Genomic DNA, 16,300 nt, shown 5'->3' on the forward strand with positions numbered 1-16,300 from the left:
ACGATTGTCGGCTGCGAGACATTGGGGCCGAGAAACGCTCGCTAATCTGAATTCGAGTGGACGCGATGTCCGCACGACAGTTGAGCGAGGTTGTAGATGGAACGAGCTGGACCGCCACCGGATGAACTTTCATCGATCCGGTCTGCTGTGGAATGGGCAATTGCTACGCGACGTAGCGTTCGCGCCTATCTTCCGAAGCCTGTCCCACACGCGACCATCAAGGCGATTCTTGATGTGTCGCGCTATGCGGCGACGGGGGTAAACATTCAACCCTGGAAGGTGCACGTGCTCATGGGCGACGCCCGAGACAGGGTCTGCGCCGCAATTGCCAAAGTGGACAACGATCCCGCGTTGGCAGAAGCGCATGCCGATGAATGGGACTACTACCCCGAAGAGTGGGTGTCGCCCTATATCGACAGGCGTCGTGACATCGGTTGGAAACTTTATGGCCTTCTTGGCATCGAGAAAGGCGACAAGCCGAGGATGCACGCGCAGCACGGCAGGAACTACCAGTTCTTTGATGCGCCAGTTGGGCTGTTCTTCACGATCGACCGCGTGATGCAGCGCGGCAGTCTCCTCGACTACGGGATGTTCCTACAGAACATCATGGTTGTTGCTCGCACCTACGGCCTGAGCACTTGCCCGCAGGCCGCCTTCATGAAGTACCACAAGGTCATCGAGCAAGAGCTCGGCTTGCCGCCAGAGGAAATGTTCTTGGTGGGCATGAGCCTCGGCTATGCCGACGAGAGTCGCATTGAGAACTCGCTCGTCTCTGAAAGGGCGCCTTCTTCCACCTTTACGGTTTATCACGCCACCTAGCTTTACCCGTAGACGGACCAATAGCAGCACCAACGATATCCATTCATAAATGGAGGAGACCATGAGTAACGAAGTTGATGTTCAAAAGATCACGCAGAACGCGAGGTTCTCGCGCTTCCACGGTTTGATCCTGTTCTGGTGTGTTCTGATTCTCGTGCTCGACGGATACGACTTGGCCGTTGTGGGTGCGGCATTGCCGTCCATCATGAAACAGATGGGGGTGGATGCAGCAAAGGCCGGATTCATGGCGAGCTCGGCTCTGTTCGGCATGATGCTCGGGGCGATTTACCTCGGCATACTGGCCGACAAGATCGGCCGGCCTGTATCGATTTGTGTGTGCATCGCGCTGTTCAGTTTCTTCACAGCCGCGGCCGGACTGACGCACGATCCTTTGAGCTTCAGCGTTACCCGTTTTCTCGCAGGTCTGGGGATCGGTGGCGTGCTTCCCATCGTGGCTGCTCAGATGGGTGAATTTGCTCCGCGCAAAATCCGAGGTCGTCTCGTCACCTTGGTGTTCGCTGGGTACTCGATCGGGGGCATCCTCGTGGCCCTCACTGGCAAGCAACTGATTGAAGCCTATGGCTGGCAGTCCGTGTTCTTCATCGCCGGCACGCCGATCCTCTTCATTCCCTTCATCTTGCTGACTATGCCTGACTCACTGGCGTTTCTGGTGCAGAGAAACCGTACCGAGAAACTCGCACAAGTGATCAAGAAGATGGCGCCGGAGGTTCAAGTCAGTAGCCGAGACCGGTTCGTCATGCCGCAAGAGGCGATGGTGACCAAGGCACCGGTGGCCAAGCTGTTTCAGGATGGACGCGGATTCAGCACCGTCATGATCTGGGTCGCATTCTTCATGGGGCTGTTCATGGTGTACTCGCTGAGCTCGTGGCTGACGAAGTTGATGGCCATGTCGGGCTATAGCCTTGGGTCAGCACTCACCTTCGTGTTGGTTTTCAATATTGGTGCCATGGTCGGTGCTGTGGGTGGCGGTTGGCTGGGCGACAAGTACAACATCAAACATGTGCTGGTGGCCTTCTACGCGACCGGTGCGGTGTCGTTGGCGTTGATGGGTTACACGAAATCAACTGAACTGCTCTTCCTTGTCGTGTTCGTCGTCGGTGCCTCCACCCTCGGGACACAGCTCCTGGCGTACGCATACGCCGCTGAGTTCTACCCAGCTACGATTCGCTCCACCGGCGTGGGCTTTGCCTCCGGTATCGGTCGCCTCGGCGCCATCGCGGCACCCGTGCTGATCGGCATGCTGGTGGCGATGCGCCTGCCTCTGGAGCAGAACTTCTTGGCGATTGGCCTGGCCGGCGTACTGGGCACCCTCGCGGTCATGATGATCGACCATCGCCGCAGTGCAGCCAACACACATGGCGCGGAAGCGCTTCTCTCACACGCTGACCTCCCTTCGTCAGCAAGCAGCTGACCATCCCTCTTAGGAAATCATCCGATGCAGATCAGTAACAACGTATTCGTCGTAACCGGCGGCGGCTCTGGACTTGGAGCCGCAACTGCCCGATTGCTCTCCAAGCTAGGGGGCAAGGTGGTGATCGTCGACCTCGATCGAGAAGCCGCGGAGGCGATGGCTGAGGAACTCCGCTGCGCGTCTGTCTGTGCCGACGTGACGAGCGAAGACGGAGCAAAAGACGTATTCAAAACCGCAACTGCGTTGGGAACACTGCGAGGCTTGGTGAACTGCGCCGGCGTCGCACCCGCGGAGAAGGTCGTGGGCAAGCAAGGGCCGCACGCAATGGGCTCGTTCTTGCGCACCCTCAACATCAACCTGGGCGGCACGTTCAATATGGTCCGGCTGGCTGCCGAGATCATGCAACAGCAGCCTGCGGATGACGAAGGTGAGCGGGGGGTGATCGTCAACACCGCGTCGGTTGCTGCGTTCGATGGCCAGATTGGGCAGGCCGCCTACGCAGCCTCGAAGGGTGGTGTGGTTGCAATGACCTTGCCTCTCGCGCGGGAGTTAGCCTGGTTCGGCATTCGGGTCGTGACGATTGCTCCGGGGATCATGGAAACCCCGATGCTCCTCAAGATGCCAGCCGATGTGCAAGAGGCACTGGGTCGGTCCGTTCCGTTTCCTCCGCGCTTGGGCAAGGCGACGGAGTTCGCCAGTTTGGTCGAGCACGTGATTGGCAATTGCTATCTGAATGGCGAGGTCATCCGGCTCGATGGCGCCATTCGTATGGCGGCAAAGTAACTCACCAGAACGGAGATCACACATGAGTACAAGCGATTCAGTCGTCATTCTGTCCGCCGCGCGCACGCCGATCGGTGGCTTCCAGGGGGATCTCGCAAGTCTCACCGCGCCGGAACTAGGCGGGTTCGCTATCCGCGCTGCTGTTGAGCGCGCGCATATCGATGCTGGAGCGATCCAGGAACTCCTGATGGGTTGCGTTCTCCCGGCCGGCGTGGGTCAGGCTCCTACGCGTCAAGCCTGCCTGAACGCGCGCCTTGCTGAGTCGGTGACGTGTACGACGATCAGCAAGGTGTGCGGATCCGGCATGAAAGCCGTGATGCTTGCACACGATTCGATCGCCGCTGGCACCAACGAGGTGATGGTTGCTGGAGGGATGGAGTCGATGACCAACGCCCCCTATCTGCTCCCCAAGGCGCGCAAAGGGTATCGGCTCGGCCACGGACAGTTGCTGGACCACATGTTCTTCGATGGGTTGGAAGACCACTATCGAGACGACACACGCGGCCGGCTGATGGGTACGTTCGCCGAAGACTGTGCCGAGCGATATGGCTTCTCGCGCGAAGCGCAGGACGAATGGGCAATCCTCTCGACCCAGCGTGCAAAGGCAGCGATCGAGCGCGGTGATTTCGCATGGGAAACAACGTCGGTCACGCTCCAAGGTCGGTCAGGCGACGTCACGCTGCAGAGCGATGAGCAGCCGCCGAAGGCCAATCTCGAGAAGATCCGTACGTTGAAGCCATCCTTCAAAAAAGGGGGGACGGTGACGCCGGCGAACTCGAGCTCGATTTCTGACGGCGCTGCTGCGTTGGTGCTGACACGGGAATCGACTGCCCGGAAGCTGGGTGTGCAGCCGCTAGCCCGAATCGTCGGCCACGCAACCCATGCGCAAGCGCCAGCGGACTTCACCACCGCTCCGATGGGCGCCATCCAGAAGCTGCTTGGTCAAACTGGATGGTCGACCGCAGATGTCGACTTGTGGGAAATCAACGAGGCGTTTGCTGTAGTGACGATGGCGGCAATTCATGACCTGCGCCTGGATCCCGAAACGGTCAATGTTCATGGCGGAGCGTGCGCTCTTGGGCACCCCATCGGTGCGTCTGGCGCACGGATCCTCGTGACACTTCTTGGGGCCCTTAGGAAGACGGCGAAAAAGCGAGGCGTGGCGAGCCTTTGCATCGGTGGCGGTGAGGCAACGGCGGTGGCGGTCGAGCTGTTGTAAGGAAAGGCCATCTGCCTCGCAATTGATGCGAGGCAGGCGGCGTCATGAAGTTGTCGGTCGGAGCGAAAAGTGAGTGAAGTGGTCTTGCGAAAAACAATCGGTCGGGTCGGCCTGATTCAGATCAACCGTCCTGAAGCGCTGAATGCGCTCAATGACGATGTCATGGACGGAATCGGTGCCGCTGTTGATACGTACGAGCGTGACGACAACATTGGATGCATCGTCCTGACCGGCAACGAGCGCGCGTTTGCCGCGGGTGCGGACGTTGAGTACATGAAGGATTTCGATTTCCAGGAGGTCTACAAAGGCAACTTCATCTCGAGAAATTGGGAGAAGGTTCGGGAAGCAAGAAAGCCAGTTGTGGCTGCGGTGTCAGGTTACGCATTGGGCGGCGGATGCGAATTGGCGATGATGTGCGACCTTATCTTTGCTTCTGACACAGCACGTTTCGGACAGCCAGAAATCAAGATTGGAACGATGCCCGGTGCTGGGGGAACGCAACGCCTTCCCCGGCTTGTAGGCAAAGCCAAGGCAATGGACATGTGCCTCACCTCGCGCATGGTCGATGCGGCCGAGGCGGAGCGATGGGGTATCGTCTCGCGTGTCTATCCCAGCGATCGGCTGCTCGATGAAACGCTGGAAGCAGCCAAGTTGATTGCCAATTGCTCGTTACCTGTTGTCATGATGATCAAGGAATCGATCAATCGGGCATATGAGTCATCTTTGACAGATGGCCTGCTTTTTGAGCGCCGTGCCTTTCACTCTACGTTTGGACTTGATGATCAGAAGGAAGGGATGTCCGCCTTCCTGTCAAAGCGGCAACCTGCGTTCAAGCACCGCTAACAACTGACCAATACCTGACGTGTCGAGGCCATCAAGCAGTCAGCATTTCCGAATGGAAAAGGCTGCCAGCTCGCACACGGTTTTCCGTACAGCAAGCGCTTGCCCAGTTCCGAGGGCTGGGCCACCACAACGTCCTCGACTGGACGCGGATCGAAATTCCGAATCGTCTTGCGCAAGACAATCCTCAGCAGGCCCGGTCGGTATGGTGGGTATCGAGGTGCTCTGTCACCAAGCTCGTCAGCGACGGCGTACCTCGATAGACCATTTACTTGAACGAAAGCGACTCGTGGACAAGTAGAAGTCCCGGCGTCTGCTAGGAGACAACGTCATGAAGTTCACCAAAGTCAGGCCACAATGGCTTGCACCCGCTGTGGCAACGCTATCGGCCTTGCTCGTCGTTGGTTGTGGAGGAGGCAGCGACTCTGTCGTGGCCGATGCCACGCCTCAGCTAACACCAGCGCAGCAGTGCGCCGCGCTGCAGGGTTCGGCCGTACCAGCCTCCGCGATTGGTTTGCCAACGACCGGCGCCACGATTTCTTCTGCAACGCTAATCAGTGCGACAGCGTCGGGCAATACAAATGGCGAGTTCTGCAAGGTCTTGGGGGGAATTCATCCCGTGGACGCTGCCGCGCCGGACATCAAATTCGAAGTGGATTTGCCATCCACCTGGAACGGGAAATCTGTTCACTTCGGTGGTGGTGGGCTTGACGGGTCTGTCCCGGACACAACGGGCTTCACGAACACCGGCCTCACACTCTATGGCGAACCGAAGGGAGTTTTGACCCCGCTGGCGCGCGGATACGTGACGCTTGCGAGCGATAGCGGGCATGAAGGAAGCTTTGGGGACGGCAGGTTCGCTCAGAACGATGAGGCGTTGGCGAACTATGCTGGCGACCACATCAAGAAAACACACGATGTCGCTCTCTTCTTGACCAAGCAGCGCTACGGGGCGACGTTCGCGCATAGCTACTACATTGGTGGCTCAGGCGGCGGGCGCCAGGCACTGATCGCTGCGCAGAAGTACGCCTCTGATTACGATGGCATCATTTCGACGTTTCCTGCGTCCGGGATCATGGGGTTGGCCTTCCAAATGGGGCGCATCTCTCAGGCGTCACTCGCCCCAGGCGGTTTCATCAATGCAAACAAGGCCGCTGTGCTCAAGAAGGCCGTGATGTCGGCCTGTGACAGCCTGGACGGCGCGACAGACGGCCTGATCAGCAACCCCGGCCTTTGCACGTTTGATCCGGCGACTCTGCGATGCCCAGGGGGTACCGACACGGGCGACACCTGCCTGTCTGACGCTCAGATCAGCACTGTCAATACTATGGCCACGCCGCTGAATACGAGCTTTGATTTCGCAAACGGCATTCACAACATTCCGAAGTACAACGTTCTTGCAGGCACCGATTTCTGGAGCGGCTTTTTGTTTCCGCTGGGTGATTCTGCAGCCGACGCCGTACTGGATCCCGCGACAAGTGCAGAGGGACAGTGGTCGTTCTTCTATGCCTTCCCGAATAGCCTCTTGCGATACGCAATTGCAAGGGATCCTTCACTTGATCTGATGTCGTTCAACTTCACCGATCCGGGGGCGCTGACCGCCAGAACACAGACGGTGAGTCAAATGATGGATTCCACAACCGTCAATCTGGATAACTTCAAGAACCGAGGTGGGAAGGTAATCCTCCAGCACGGACTTTCCGACCAGTACATTCCGGCTCAAATGTCGATTGACTACTACAACCGACTGCTGGCTAACTATGGGCAGAACGCGTTGTCGTCCTTCCTCAAATTCTATTTGGTTCCCGGCGCCGCGCATGGCTTCGGCGGGCAGTTTGAGGGGGCATATGATGGTCTGACTGCCTTGGACAACTGGGTCACCAAAGGTACGGCTCCGCAGAGTCTCGTCATTACCGACTTGAACCCGCCCACTGCGGGACGGACGCGGCCTCTGTGCGAGTACCCCCAGTGGCCGAAGTACGTCAGCGGGGACGTGAACGCCGCAACCAGCTATATCTGCTCCAATTGATCCGCTGCCCGTGGCGACATTGTCACGGGCGGGTCAAATCATTTCACAACGTCAGTCCCTCTTGTGCTGCCGGCCCAAACCGCGAGGCGGCTGGCAGCACATCCGCCACGCGCAAACAAAACCTTGTACATGTAGTTACCGCGACAGAGATCCCTGTCAATGACGGGGTCGCGGATGGAGATCGCCTCCTCAGCTAACCGTTGGAGACCAAGCGATTCCTGGAGGAAGTCACTACAAAGTTGGAATGCTAAAAGCGGGCGCTTGTGAGCCTGAAACACCTCGCAGACAAAAGGTAATGATGGCCGAGCCATGGGCGTCCGTCTGAGCTGCATCAGCCGCAGCGTTGTTGGTGAGCGGCGCCACCAGGCCTTCGAAAAGGCAACCGACTATGCAGTCTGCCGATGCGGCAGCATCCTGTGCGGGGAACTCTCCAATCGCCATACCCTGCTCGATGATCGTCTTGAATACCCTGGCCAGTGCTCGGTGATAAGTGAGCCGAGCAGCCTCGACATCCGGCTCAACAGGTTCAGCGACTAGGGCGTAGGCCAAGCGTCGGCCTCGCAACGCGCGACTCGCGAACGTCCATGCGGCCGCACCAAGACGTTCTAGTGCGGTCCCATCACGCATGGCGATACCAGCCACGACGTCGACTTCCCGTTGCGCCGTCGTTTTGACGAGCTCTACCAACAGCTCGGTCTTGGACGGAAAGTAGCGGTACAACGTGCCGATCGCGATACCTGCAGCCTCGGCAATCAAGGACATCTGAGCTTCTCGGAACCCAGATTCCGCCACCAAATCTCGTGCCGCCTTGAGGATCAGCGGATGTTTGTCGGCACCCCGGCGACGAATCCGAACGCGCGGAAGGCTATGTGGAATTTCCATTTCAGTTATGCCTGCTCCTCGGCGAGGGGTTGAGCGGTACACTGATCACTCTGTTGACTGGGATTATAGCCCTCTCCGTACAAATACCTAACCACGCTTTGCTTGACAGCCTTCCTCTCGGGACATAGTCTAAAGCGAATCATGATTCCACGTAAAGAGAATCTCGGTCTCATCTGGTTTCGACAGTCTCCTAGAGCGGAGGTTGGGCAGGAATCTGGAAGGCTGCGGGTTTTGCACAGGGCTTGCCACGTGCCAGCGGTATCACGTCGGCTCGGGTGCTCAGCGCAAAAAGTGATCATGCAACTGCGCAATACTGGCTCCAAATGATGAACCACGTGAATGGCATGCAAGCCCAGCGAGCGGAAACGATGCGAGTTCCGCCCATCGTCCTCTCGAAATCCAGCAGCTTGGTCGACTCATCCCTTTGCGATCGCAATGAGGGCTCGAGCAAATCTGGCCATCTAACTCTGGAGGCGTTTCTCTTGCGAGCACCGTGGTACTCGAATCTGACCGTGGAGCAGAAGACCCGAGTGTTGCGTGATAGCTTTGATCGATCCTACGAGGCCGGTGCTGTTGCATGCCATCGTGGGGACCCTGCCGACCACTGGCTTGCGGTGATCGAAGGGATCGTGAAAGTCGATACCGCATCGAAAGAGGGGCGGGTCATCACATTTGCGGGCGTCCCTGCCGGCTCCTGGTTCGGCGAGGGTGTTGTGTTGAAAGACGAGCCACGGCCCTATTCTGTTGTTGCGATCCGGGATAGTCGCCTGGCATTCGTACCCAAGTCGACATTCCTTTGGCTTCTTGAGCAGAGCCACTCGTTCAGTAGATATGTGATCGATCAGCTCAACGCTCGATGTGGCTACTACGTTGGACTGGTGCACAACCTTCGGCTGCATGAAGCATCTGCGCGAGTGGCATTCTGTTTGGCAGAGCTTTTCAATCAGCAGCTCTATCCAGCCACGGACAAGACGTTGGGCTTCTCCCAGGAGGAAATTGGGAGGCTTTGCGGACTATCAAGGCAGAACACGAATCGGGCAATCCGCGAACTGGAAGACGCAGGGTTGGTGGTTGCTGAGTATGGGTCGATTCAGATACTGGATTTGGCGGCGTTACGTAGATTCGCTCACTCCGGGGATTGATCAGGCGCAACGGAGGTGCGGCGGCTGTGGTGCCGAACTTCGTGACGGTGGCCGCACGCATTGATGCCGCGCTTCTCCAGCCATCACGGGCGAAAGAGGCGCTCAAGGTTTTCAATACCCGTCACCAGATGCGCGTAGCGTGGCATCGTGTATCGCAGTTCAAGCTCCAGGGCCGCAGTGGAGGATGCGGCAACGCAGTCGCTTACTACCGTGACATGGAGATCCCGCTGCACCGCATCACGCAGAGACGAATCAAGGGTTAGATCGCCCAGTGGCCCCGCGAGGATCAGATGCTCCAGACCACGCGATTTGATAAGAGCATCGACCTCAGGAAGCCCGAAGATGCTGAGCGTAGAGCGCTTCGGCAGCAAGACATCTGAAGACGACAACTCTGCAGCCGGCGCTATGTCGGGAGCATCTGGCCCGACTGAAAGCGCTCGCTCGATTTCGCGATGTGCGAGCGTGGGGAAAGAGACGCCTGACAGGGTCGCCATCGGCGCATGTACGACCAAAAAACCCCGCGTCCGGGCGAGCCGGGCGAGACCGGTCAAGGACTCGGCGAGAACTGTCCCGGGCTTGACGAATGCGCGTTGCGCGTCGACGAACACCACGGCGGTCTTGTCGGCCGGATAATGGTGATAGGCACGCAGCCCTCGCTGGGCATACCAGGAAAGAGCGGCATTGAGTAGGCGGTTGAGCATCCGTCAGGCCTCCATTGAATTGAGCAGAGTCGATGTATCGGTCACGTGGTGCCCGATGCGCGGGTAGTTCTCACGGATCGCGAGGTCATGCTCGACGGGAGCGAACGCCGCGACTGCATCGGTGACCAGCGTGACGTGGTAACCCAGGTCTACAGCGCTGCGCGCCGTCGCTTCGATGCATGTATTGGTGATCAAGCCGACGATGATGAGGTGGGTGATCCCGCGCGCCTGCAACTGCTCGTGGAGGTTGGTGCCCGCGAAGCCGCTTGAACACAAGTGCTCGCTGGCGATGATGTCCCCGTCGGCGGGGGCGAGTTCGGGCAGAAATCTGCCGCCGAACCGACCCTCTGCAAAGATATGAGAGCGCTCTTGCATGAATTGCGTCGGATGCAGGTACTTCCTGCCGCTGAGCCCCCCGGGCCGCCAGCGATAGTGAGGCGCGTAGGCTACAGTCATCTGCTGTTTCCGTGCGGACTCCAGGATGGACCTCGCCTTGCCGATCATCCCGTTGGAGAGTGCGACGTTCCGAAGCATCATCCAGGTCTGACCTCGTCTGGAGAGGAAGTCGTTGTAAGGGTCCACCAGGACAAGAGCTGTGTTCTTGGGGTTCTTCATGGCAATTTGTTCGCTTCGTGTTTCGGTGTGATGCGTCAGTGCCGGGTGCGACACCTGGGTTGTTGCGATGCCCTATGGGGTATCACAACTAGGCTGCGGCATAGCGGTCTGCAGGCTTGCCGCGTTGTGCGGCAACAAGGAGCTTGACGCGCAGCTCATCGAACTGGGAGAGGAGGCCCACTTCGTTGGAGGACGGCATCGTCACGGCTTCGCCGAGGTCCATTCCGCGCAACGCAGCGTCGACGCAGTTCTCCGCCGTCATCACGGTTGCTGCGTCGAGATTCGAAAGTGGCACGCCCGACAGTTCCCAGATGTCGGTGGCTGTCGCGGCAGGCGCGACCAGTTGTACGCGCACGTTGGTCCCCGAGACTTCTTCTTGGAGACCTCGGGTGAAGAGGTATACATAGCCTTTGGTGCCGCTGTAGATGCTACTGATAGGCAAGCCGGCAAAGCCCAGCACCGAGCCGATGTTCAAAATGGTGCCTGTGTCCCGGGCTTTGAATCCCGGCAGAACGGCAATGGTCAGTGCCGTCAGAGCGCTGATATTGACCGCAATCATGTTTGCGGCTTCCGCTGCCCGGGTACTGCCCACTGGAGCCAAAGTCGAGACGCCGGCGTTGTTCACTAGCATGCTGATGCTCGAGTCGGCCGAAAGCTTGTCAGCCGTGGCTTGAAGCTCAGATGGCTTGGATAGATCGGCGGCCCACGTATTGACAGTCACTCCGTACAAGCTGCTGAGTTTCTTTGCGGCTTCTTCGAGCAGATCATCCCGGCGGGCGATAAGCAAAAGATTGTGCCCGCGCCGAGCGAGGCGATCTGCAAACACGCGGCCGAGGCCGGCGGAGGCGCCAGTGATGACGGCGGTGCCCAGATTCTGGATATCAGACATTTAGTGCTCCAACAGTGATGTGCAGGCATTGCACGGGCTTGGTTTTAAGCATGATGAGCATCATGTTTGTGTAAAGCATGATGCTCATCATGTAAGATGTCAAGTGTTACGTCTGAAAATCTGAAGGAGACCACCGATGCGCTACCCTGCGGCCGAGACGGCAGAAAAACATTCGCGAATCCTCAGCGCGGCATCTGCGCTGTTCCGCGAGCACGGGTTCGCAGGCGTCAGTGTGGGGAAGATCATGCAGGCCACCGGCCTCACTCATGGGCCGTTCTATAACCACTTCGAATCCAAGGAGGCTTTGATTTCCGAGAGCCTTCATGACGCTTCGGAAAAGGCGCTTGCGGTCATGGATGCGGCGTCTGGCACACCGGAGGAATTACTGGCGTACCTGTATGGCTACTTGAGCAAGGAGCATCGCGATGCACCTGGCCAGGGGTGCCTATTGGCCGCACTGGCCTCTGAGATTGCGCGTGAACAGGATGCGCGCTCTGTCTTGACGCGTCATGTTGTCGCGATGACTGACAAGCTGCAGCGATTATTCCCGTGGCGAGTCAAGAAGAATGCGCGAAGCCAATCCATCCAGACGCTTTCCATGATGGTGGGAGCATTGACGCTGGCCCGCGCCGTTGACGATCCGAAACTGTCTGAGGAAATATTGCGGGAGGCGCGCGAGATGATTGAAGGCAGTCAGTCCAAAGTGCGTCAGAGCACTCACTCTCGTGAGTGAGGTTAGAGAATTAGACCAACATCACAAAAGCACAAAATTGGTCTAAAAGATTATCCCATCCTCATCAAATGAGTCACGCCAGTCGCCAGAAGGCCTGCCAGTAGTTGCCTCTAATACAACACCCGAACGTACTGCGGGCGAGGTACGCCGGTCCATCGCCTTTGAGATCAGCATTCATGGATGCGGCACTGATGAAAAAAGAAGCGTCGATTTGCATCGACGCCCAAAGCCAAGCGCTCACAAAGAGACGCGCGCTCGGAGACACAACGATTGTTCGAGCGATGGATGTCGTCAAGTCGAAGCGACTAGGCCGGCAAACGAAATGCAGCCCGGAGCCTCGAGTCCATACAGATGCCCGTTCGCTTATTGGGGGGGCTGCTTCCAATGCAGCCCTGATGTCCGCATAGATGAGCCAAAAACCGATTCTCATATCGCGGTTGACGTTTTAGGGTCGCTCGAGGGCTTCATCCCGGGGGGCAGATATCATATTAAGCGGTTCCCGCTATGCCATCCGTAGTACAACTTTCCCCTTTGCTCGACCATTTTCAAGATAGGCGAGTGCTTCCTTCGCTTGATGGAATGGAAACACCTTGTCGATCACCGGGTGAATAGCTCCCGCGTCAATAAGTTCGGCGATTTCTGAAAGCTGATGACCGTCAGGGCGCATAAAAAAGAATGAGTAATTTACATCCATATTTTTTGCTTTTCTAATTATGCTTCCACTAAGCAAGCCTAATATAATTTTCATAAGGAAATTCATTCCTCTGGCTCGAGCGAAAGCGGCATCCGGTGGGCCGATGAGCGAAACGACATTGCTTTTTGGTTTCAATATCCGAAGAGATTTTTCAATCCCATCTCCCCTGACTGTGCCCAGGACGACGTCATATCCTTTTAGGACAGTTTCAAACTCTTGCTTTTTGTAATCGATGACTTCATCTGCTCCGAGGTCACGAACGAGTTTCACATTGCCCGTACTGGTGGTCGTTCCAACCTTCGCTCCTAGGTGTTTGGCTAGCTGAATGGCGAATGTACCAATGCCTCCAGAACCTGCCGGAATAAACACCTTTTGACCAGGCTTGAGGCGTGCCCGCTCTTTGAACGCTTGCCAAGATGTGAGCCCGACCATAGGAACCGAGGCTGCTTCAACGAAGTCTAGACTCGTCGGCTTTAGCGCGGCTGCACTCTCAGGAAGGACTGCAAATTCGGCGAACGTTCCGATATTGAGGTCAAAGGTACTCGCAAAAACGGCATCGCCGGGCTTGAAACGCGTCACGCGATTCCCGGCCTCTACCACCACCCCCGCAACATCGCTGCCCATCGTCGTCGGAAGCTTAAACTTCAGGATTGGCTTGAACATTCCTTTCGGAATCATGTAATCAATAGGATTCACGCCCGCAGCGTGAACCTTAACTAGGATCTCGTTCGGCTTTATCACGGGCCGCGGAATGTCTGAAAAATCGAACTGATCGCTTTTTCCGTATCGTTTCAATGTTAATGCTTTCATAATTATTTCCCGAATATTTGTAAACGAAGCCCGTCGAGATCTCAGGTGGGCGCTAAAGTATGTCTAGGACGCGGCTGCGTCGGCACCCAGGCGACTTTCGATCCAAGACTGATGCAACGGACGGCTTCGTCGCTCTGGTTAAGCTGTGAATGATGTTTTTACGTTTCCGCCCCTGTCGTCGGGGATCGCAAAGCTCTTCGCAGTGTTTTGCCAACCGCTGACTTCGGCAGCTCGGAAACAAACTCAACATATTTCGGTTGCTTGTACGCTGCTAGGCGAACACGACAGTGTTCGCGGATCTGCTCTTCAGTCAGATCCGCGTGCGGCTCCTTGACGACAAACAAATGCACCGCCTCGCCTGTCTTGTCGTCGGGAACACCAACGCTGGCTGACTCCAGCACGCCGGGACAGGAAGCCACAGCGGCTTCGATCTCGTTGGGAAATACATTGAAACCAGAGACGAGCACCATGTCCTTTCGGCGGTCGACGATCTTGATGAATCCGTTTGCATCGGAGATTGCAATGTCACCGGTGCGCAAAAACCCGTCAGCCCAGAAGGACGTGGCATTCTCTTCTTCACGGCGCCAGTAACCGCGCATGACTTGAGGGCCGCGCACACAGAGTTCTCCTGGCTCCCCGATCGCGACTTCTTGTCCGTCATCGTCGCGCAATGACACATCGGTCGACGGCAGTGGAATACCAACGGTCTCTGAGAAATCCTCAAGATGCAGAGGGTTCAAGGTGACGATTGGCGAGGTTTCCGACATGCCGAATCCCTCCTTGATGTGCTTCCCCGTGAGTGAGTGCCACTTGTCCGAAGTCCCTTTCAGAATTGCACTTCCCCCTCCAAGAGCCAGGCGAAGGGGGGAGAAGTCAATGTGATGGATTCGGGGATGTGCCATCAGGTTGGCGAACAAAGTATTGACGCCCGTGACGATGGAGATGTGATGCCTCTCAAAAGTCGCGACGAGTGAATCGATATCGCGTGGATTGGCTACGAGTACATTTTTTGCACCGGCGGAAAAGAAGCTCAGGCAGTTCACCATCAGCGCAAAGATGTGGTACAGCGGTAACGCAGTGATCACCAGATCGCGGCCCTCCTCGAAAATGCGCGGCGCGAAGGACTTGAACTGCAGGATGTTCGCGATCAGGTTGCCGTGCGAGAGAGCAGCTCCCTTGGGGACACCCGTTGTGCCGCCGGTGTACTGAAGATAGATCAGATCATCGTGATTCAGATCGACGGGCCGGAAGACATGTCCAGCGCCCGCATCGATTGCATCAGAGAACCACGCAAACTCGGTTAGCTTCGGCGGCAACGGACTGCGTGGAGACGGGCTTTGCCCCAGGTCGCCAGCCTCGGCAACAACGACATGTCGGATGGATACTGACTCCATCGCTTCGACCAGTGTTTTTGCCGCACCGGAAAAAACAATGACAGTGTCGACGTCCGCATCCGCCAGCTGGTGTGCAAGTTCATGCGCCGTGTAAAGAGGGTTGACGTTCACCTGCACTGCGCCCGCGCGGATGATGCCGAACATGGCCACCGGGAAGGCCAAGATATTTGGGGACATCAACGCGACGCGATCCCCCTTCTTGATTCCAAGCTCGCCCTGCAAGTAGGCCGCGAACTGCCGCGACAGACGATCGACGTCCCCGTAGGAGAGTTCGCCACCGAGCGCGACAAAAGCCGGAAGAGGCGCGTATTGTTCCACCGCCTCCTCAATGAGCTGCGCGATTGAGCAGTAGCGGCGATGGTTGATCTCGGACGGAATGTCGCTCCCATAGATCTTGTGCCAAATCCTTTCCATGCTGTCCTCGCTGTGACTACCGATGGTGGTTGCCAAGCGTTGCGGCTGGCAGGCGCTTTTCATTGGCACGGCAAGCTCGCCCTGATTTTCGTATGATGATTGTCATATTTGTGGACAAAAGAATGCCGCAAAAGTAGCGGCATTGATGGTCAGTTGCTGCGGGTAGGGCTCAGTTGATTTAGTGCGGAATCACGCAGGGCCTCGGAAAGCTTGGGATCGTCGACGGCACGTGCGAGCGTTAATGTACCGACCATCATGGCGACGATAACGAGGGCTTGCTCATGCGCGCTAGGTTGTCCCCAGTTAGGCAATTGACGAGCTACGAGGTCAATCATTTCCTTGATCCGCCGCGTGGCGGCTCGCCGGACTTCGGCTGTTTGGCGAGGCATTTCCGAGACAAGCGCTGCAGTACCACAGCCGGTTTCCACGTCTTCCAGGTGCTCTTGTGCAAGATATGCTTGGGCCATCGCCCGGAGTGTTTCTTCGGGCGGCGTAGCGGCAGCAACATGCTCCATTAACGCCACGCTTTCTGCACCCGCGCGGTCAGCCGCCTCGGCAAGCATCGCCTCACGGGACTCGAAATGCGCGTAGAAGCCGCCGTGTGTTAGTCCGGCAGCTTTCATGATATCGGCCACACTAGTACCGTTGTAACCGCTGCGCCGGATGGCACGCGCGGCCGCTTCGACGATACGTTCGTGTGTGATTTCCTTTGGGCTTTGGGCGATCCTTTTCATATGATGATTAGCATATTCCAATGCGCCGCGAAGTGCAAGTTGAGGTTTCGTTCCGCCCTAACGTCCACAGAGAGCTGAGTCCACCGTCCTGAGGCGTCAAATACGGCCTAACTAGCAGGGCGCATCAATATTGGAGATGCTAGGGATCTTAGGTATCGCGTCAGGCATCC

The 16,300-nt window shown here is 57.3% G+C and carries 15 protein-coding genes; 8 read left to right on the top strand and 7 right to left on the bottom strand.

Going from position 1 to position 16,300, the window contains the following annotated elements; all coding sequences use genetic code 11:
* Positions 1 to 96: 96 nt before the first annotated feature.
* The 6 genes from NKG59_RS21375 to NKG59_RS21400 all read left to right on the top strand — a co-directional run bounded on the left by NKG59_RS21375 (position 97) and on the right by NKG59_RS21400 (position 7,122).
* Positions 97 to 819, top strand: coding sequence for a nitroreductase (locus NKG59_RS21375; protein ID WP_253541105.1), 723 nt, complete (start codon positions 97 to 99; stop codon positions 817 to 819).
* Between the two features lie 61 nt (positions 820 to 880).
* A complete protein-coding gene (locus NKG59_RS21380; RefSeq protein WP_253541108.1) occupies positions 881 to 2,251 on the top strand; it encodes an MFS transporter in 1,371 nt (456 codons plus the stop codon).
* A gap of 24 nt (positions 2,252 to 2,275) precedes the next feature.
* A complete protein-coding gene (locus tag NKG59_RS21385; protein WP_253541112.1) occupies positions 2,276 to 3,034 on the top strand; it encodes an SDR family NAD(P)-dependent oxidoreductase in 759 nt (252 codons plus the stop codon).
* A 22-nt stretch (positions 3,035 to 3,056) separates the two neighbouring features.
* On the top strand, positions 3,057 to 4,253 hold the full coding sequence (locus NKG59_RS21390; protein ID WP_253541115.1) for an acetyl-CoA C-acyltransferase: 1,197 nt from the start codon (positions 3,057 to 3,059) through the stop codon (positions 4,251 to 4,253).
* A 69-nt stretch (positions 4,254 to 4,322) separates the two neighbouring features.
* Entirely contained in the window at positions 4,323 to 5,096 is a 774-nt protein-coding gene (locus tag NKG59_RS21395) for an enoyl-CoA hydratase (RefSeq protein ID WP_253541118.1), read from the top strand.
* A 328-nt stretch (positions 5,097 to 5,424) separates the two neighbouring features.
* Positions 5,425 to 7,122: a tannase/feruloyl esterase family alpha/beta hydrolase gene (locus tag NKG59_RS21400; protein ID WP_253541119.1), complete on the top strand. Its 1,698-nt coding sequence runs from the start codon at positions 5,425 to 5,427 to the stop codon at positions 7,120 to 7,122.
* 231 nt (positions 7,123 to 7,353) lie between these two features.
* Here the strand turns inward: NKG59_RS21400 and NKG59_RS21405 are convergent, their stop codons facing one another.
* On the bottom strand, positions 7,354 to 8,004 hold the full coding sequence (locus NKG59_RS21405; RefSeq protein WP_253541122.1) for a TetR/AcrR family transcriptional regulator: 651 nt from the start codon (positions 8,002 to 8,004) through the stop codon (positions 7,354 to 7,356).
* Between the two features lie 512 nt (positions 8,005 to 8,516).
* Here NKG59_RS21405 and NKG59_RS21410 point away from each other — a divergent pair.
* Positions 8,517 to 9,146, top strand: coding sequence for a Crp/Fnr family transcriptional regulator (locus NKG59_RS21410; protein WP_253541125.1), 630 nt, complete (start codon positions 8,517 to 8,519; stop codon positions 9,144 to 9,146).
* Positions 9,147 to 9,229: 83 nt separating this feature from the next.
* Here the strand turns inward: NKG59_RS21410 and NKG59_RS21415 are convergent, their stop codons facing one another.
* From NKG59_RS21415 to NKG59_RS21425, 3 genes are all read right to left on the bottom strand, one after another.
* Complete coding sequence (locus tag NKG59_RS21415; RefSeq protein ID WP_253541128.1) at positions 9,230 to 9,847, bottom strand: isochorismatase family protein; 618 nt, start codon at positions 9,845 to 9,847, stop codon at positions 9,230 to 9,232.
* A gap of 3 nt (positions 9,848 to 9,850) precedes the next feature.
* On the bottom strand, positions 9,851 to 10,462 hold the full coding sequence (locus NKG59_RS21420) for a cysteine hydrolase family protein (RefSeq protein WP_253541131.1): 612 nt from the start codon (positions 10,460 to 10,462) through the stop codon (positions 9,851 to 9,853).
* A gap of 88 nt (positions 10,463 to 10,550) precedes the next feature.
* Positions 10,551 to 11,351, bottom strand: coding sequence for an SDR family NAD(P)-dependent oxidoreductase (locus NKG59_RS21425; RefSeq protein ID WP_253541134.1), 801 nt, complete (start codon positions 11,349 to 11,351; stop codon positions 10,551 to 10,553).
* A 136-nt stretch (positions 11,352 to 11,487) separates the two neighbouring features.
* Here NKG59_RS21425 and NKG59_RS21430 point away from each other — a divergent pair, with 136 nt between their 5' ends.
* Positions 11,488 to 12,084, top strand: coding sequence for a TetR/AcrR family transcriptional regulator (locus NKG59_RS21430; protein ID WP_253541137.1), 597 nt, complete (start codon positions 11,488 to 11,490; stop codon positions 12,082 to 12,084).
* A 502-nt stretch (positions 12,085 to 12,586) separates the two neighbouring features.
* On the opposite strand, the gene NKG59_RS21435 is transcribed toward NKG59_RS21430, so the two are convergent.
* The 3 genes from NKG59_RS21435 to NKG59_RS21445 all read right to left on the bottom strand — a co-directional run bounded on the left by NKG59_RS21435 (position 12,587) and on the right by NKG59_RS21445 (position 16,130).
* Positions 12,587 to 13,588 carry an NADP-dependent oxidoreductase gene (locus NKG59_RS21435; protein ID WP_253541139.1) on the bottom strand — a complete coding sequence of 334 codons (1,002 nt, stop codon included), beginning with the start codon at positions 13,586 to 13,588 and terminating at the stop codon, positions 12,587 to 12,589.
* 158 nt (positions 13,589 to 13,746) lie between these two features.
* Positions 13,747 to 15,396 (bottom strand): AMP-binding protein, encoded by a 1,650-nt coding sequence (locus NKG59_RS21440; RefSeq protein ID WP_253541766.1) that lies wholly within the window; start codon positions 15,394 to 15,396, stop codon positions 13,747 to 13,749.
* Positions 15,397 to 15,545: 149 nt separating this feature from the next.
* Positions 15,546 to 16,130, bottom strand: a complete 585-nt coding sequence (locus NKG59_RS21445) for a TetR/AcrR family transcriptional regulator (RefSeq protein ID WP_253541142.1) — start codon at positions 16,128 to 16,130, stop codon at positions 15,546 to 15,548.
* Positions 16,131 to 16,300: the final 170 nt, after the last annotated feature.

The sequence above is a fragment of the Ralstonia chuxiongensis genome, from assembly GCF_024158925.1.
Lineage (GTDB): Bacteria > Pseudomonadota > Gammaproteobacteria > Burkholderiales > Burkholderiaceae > Ralstonia > Ralstonia chuxiongensis.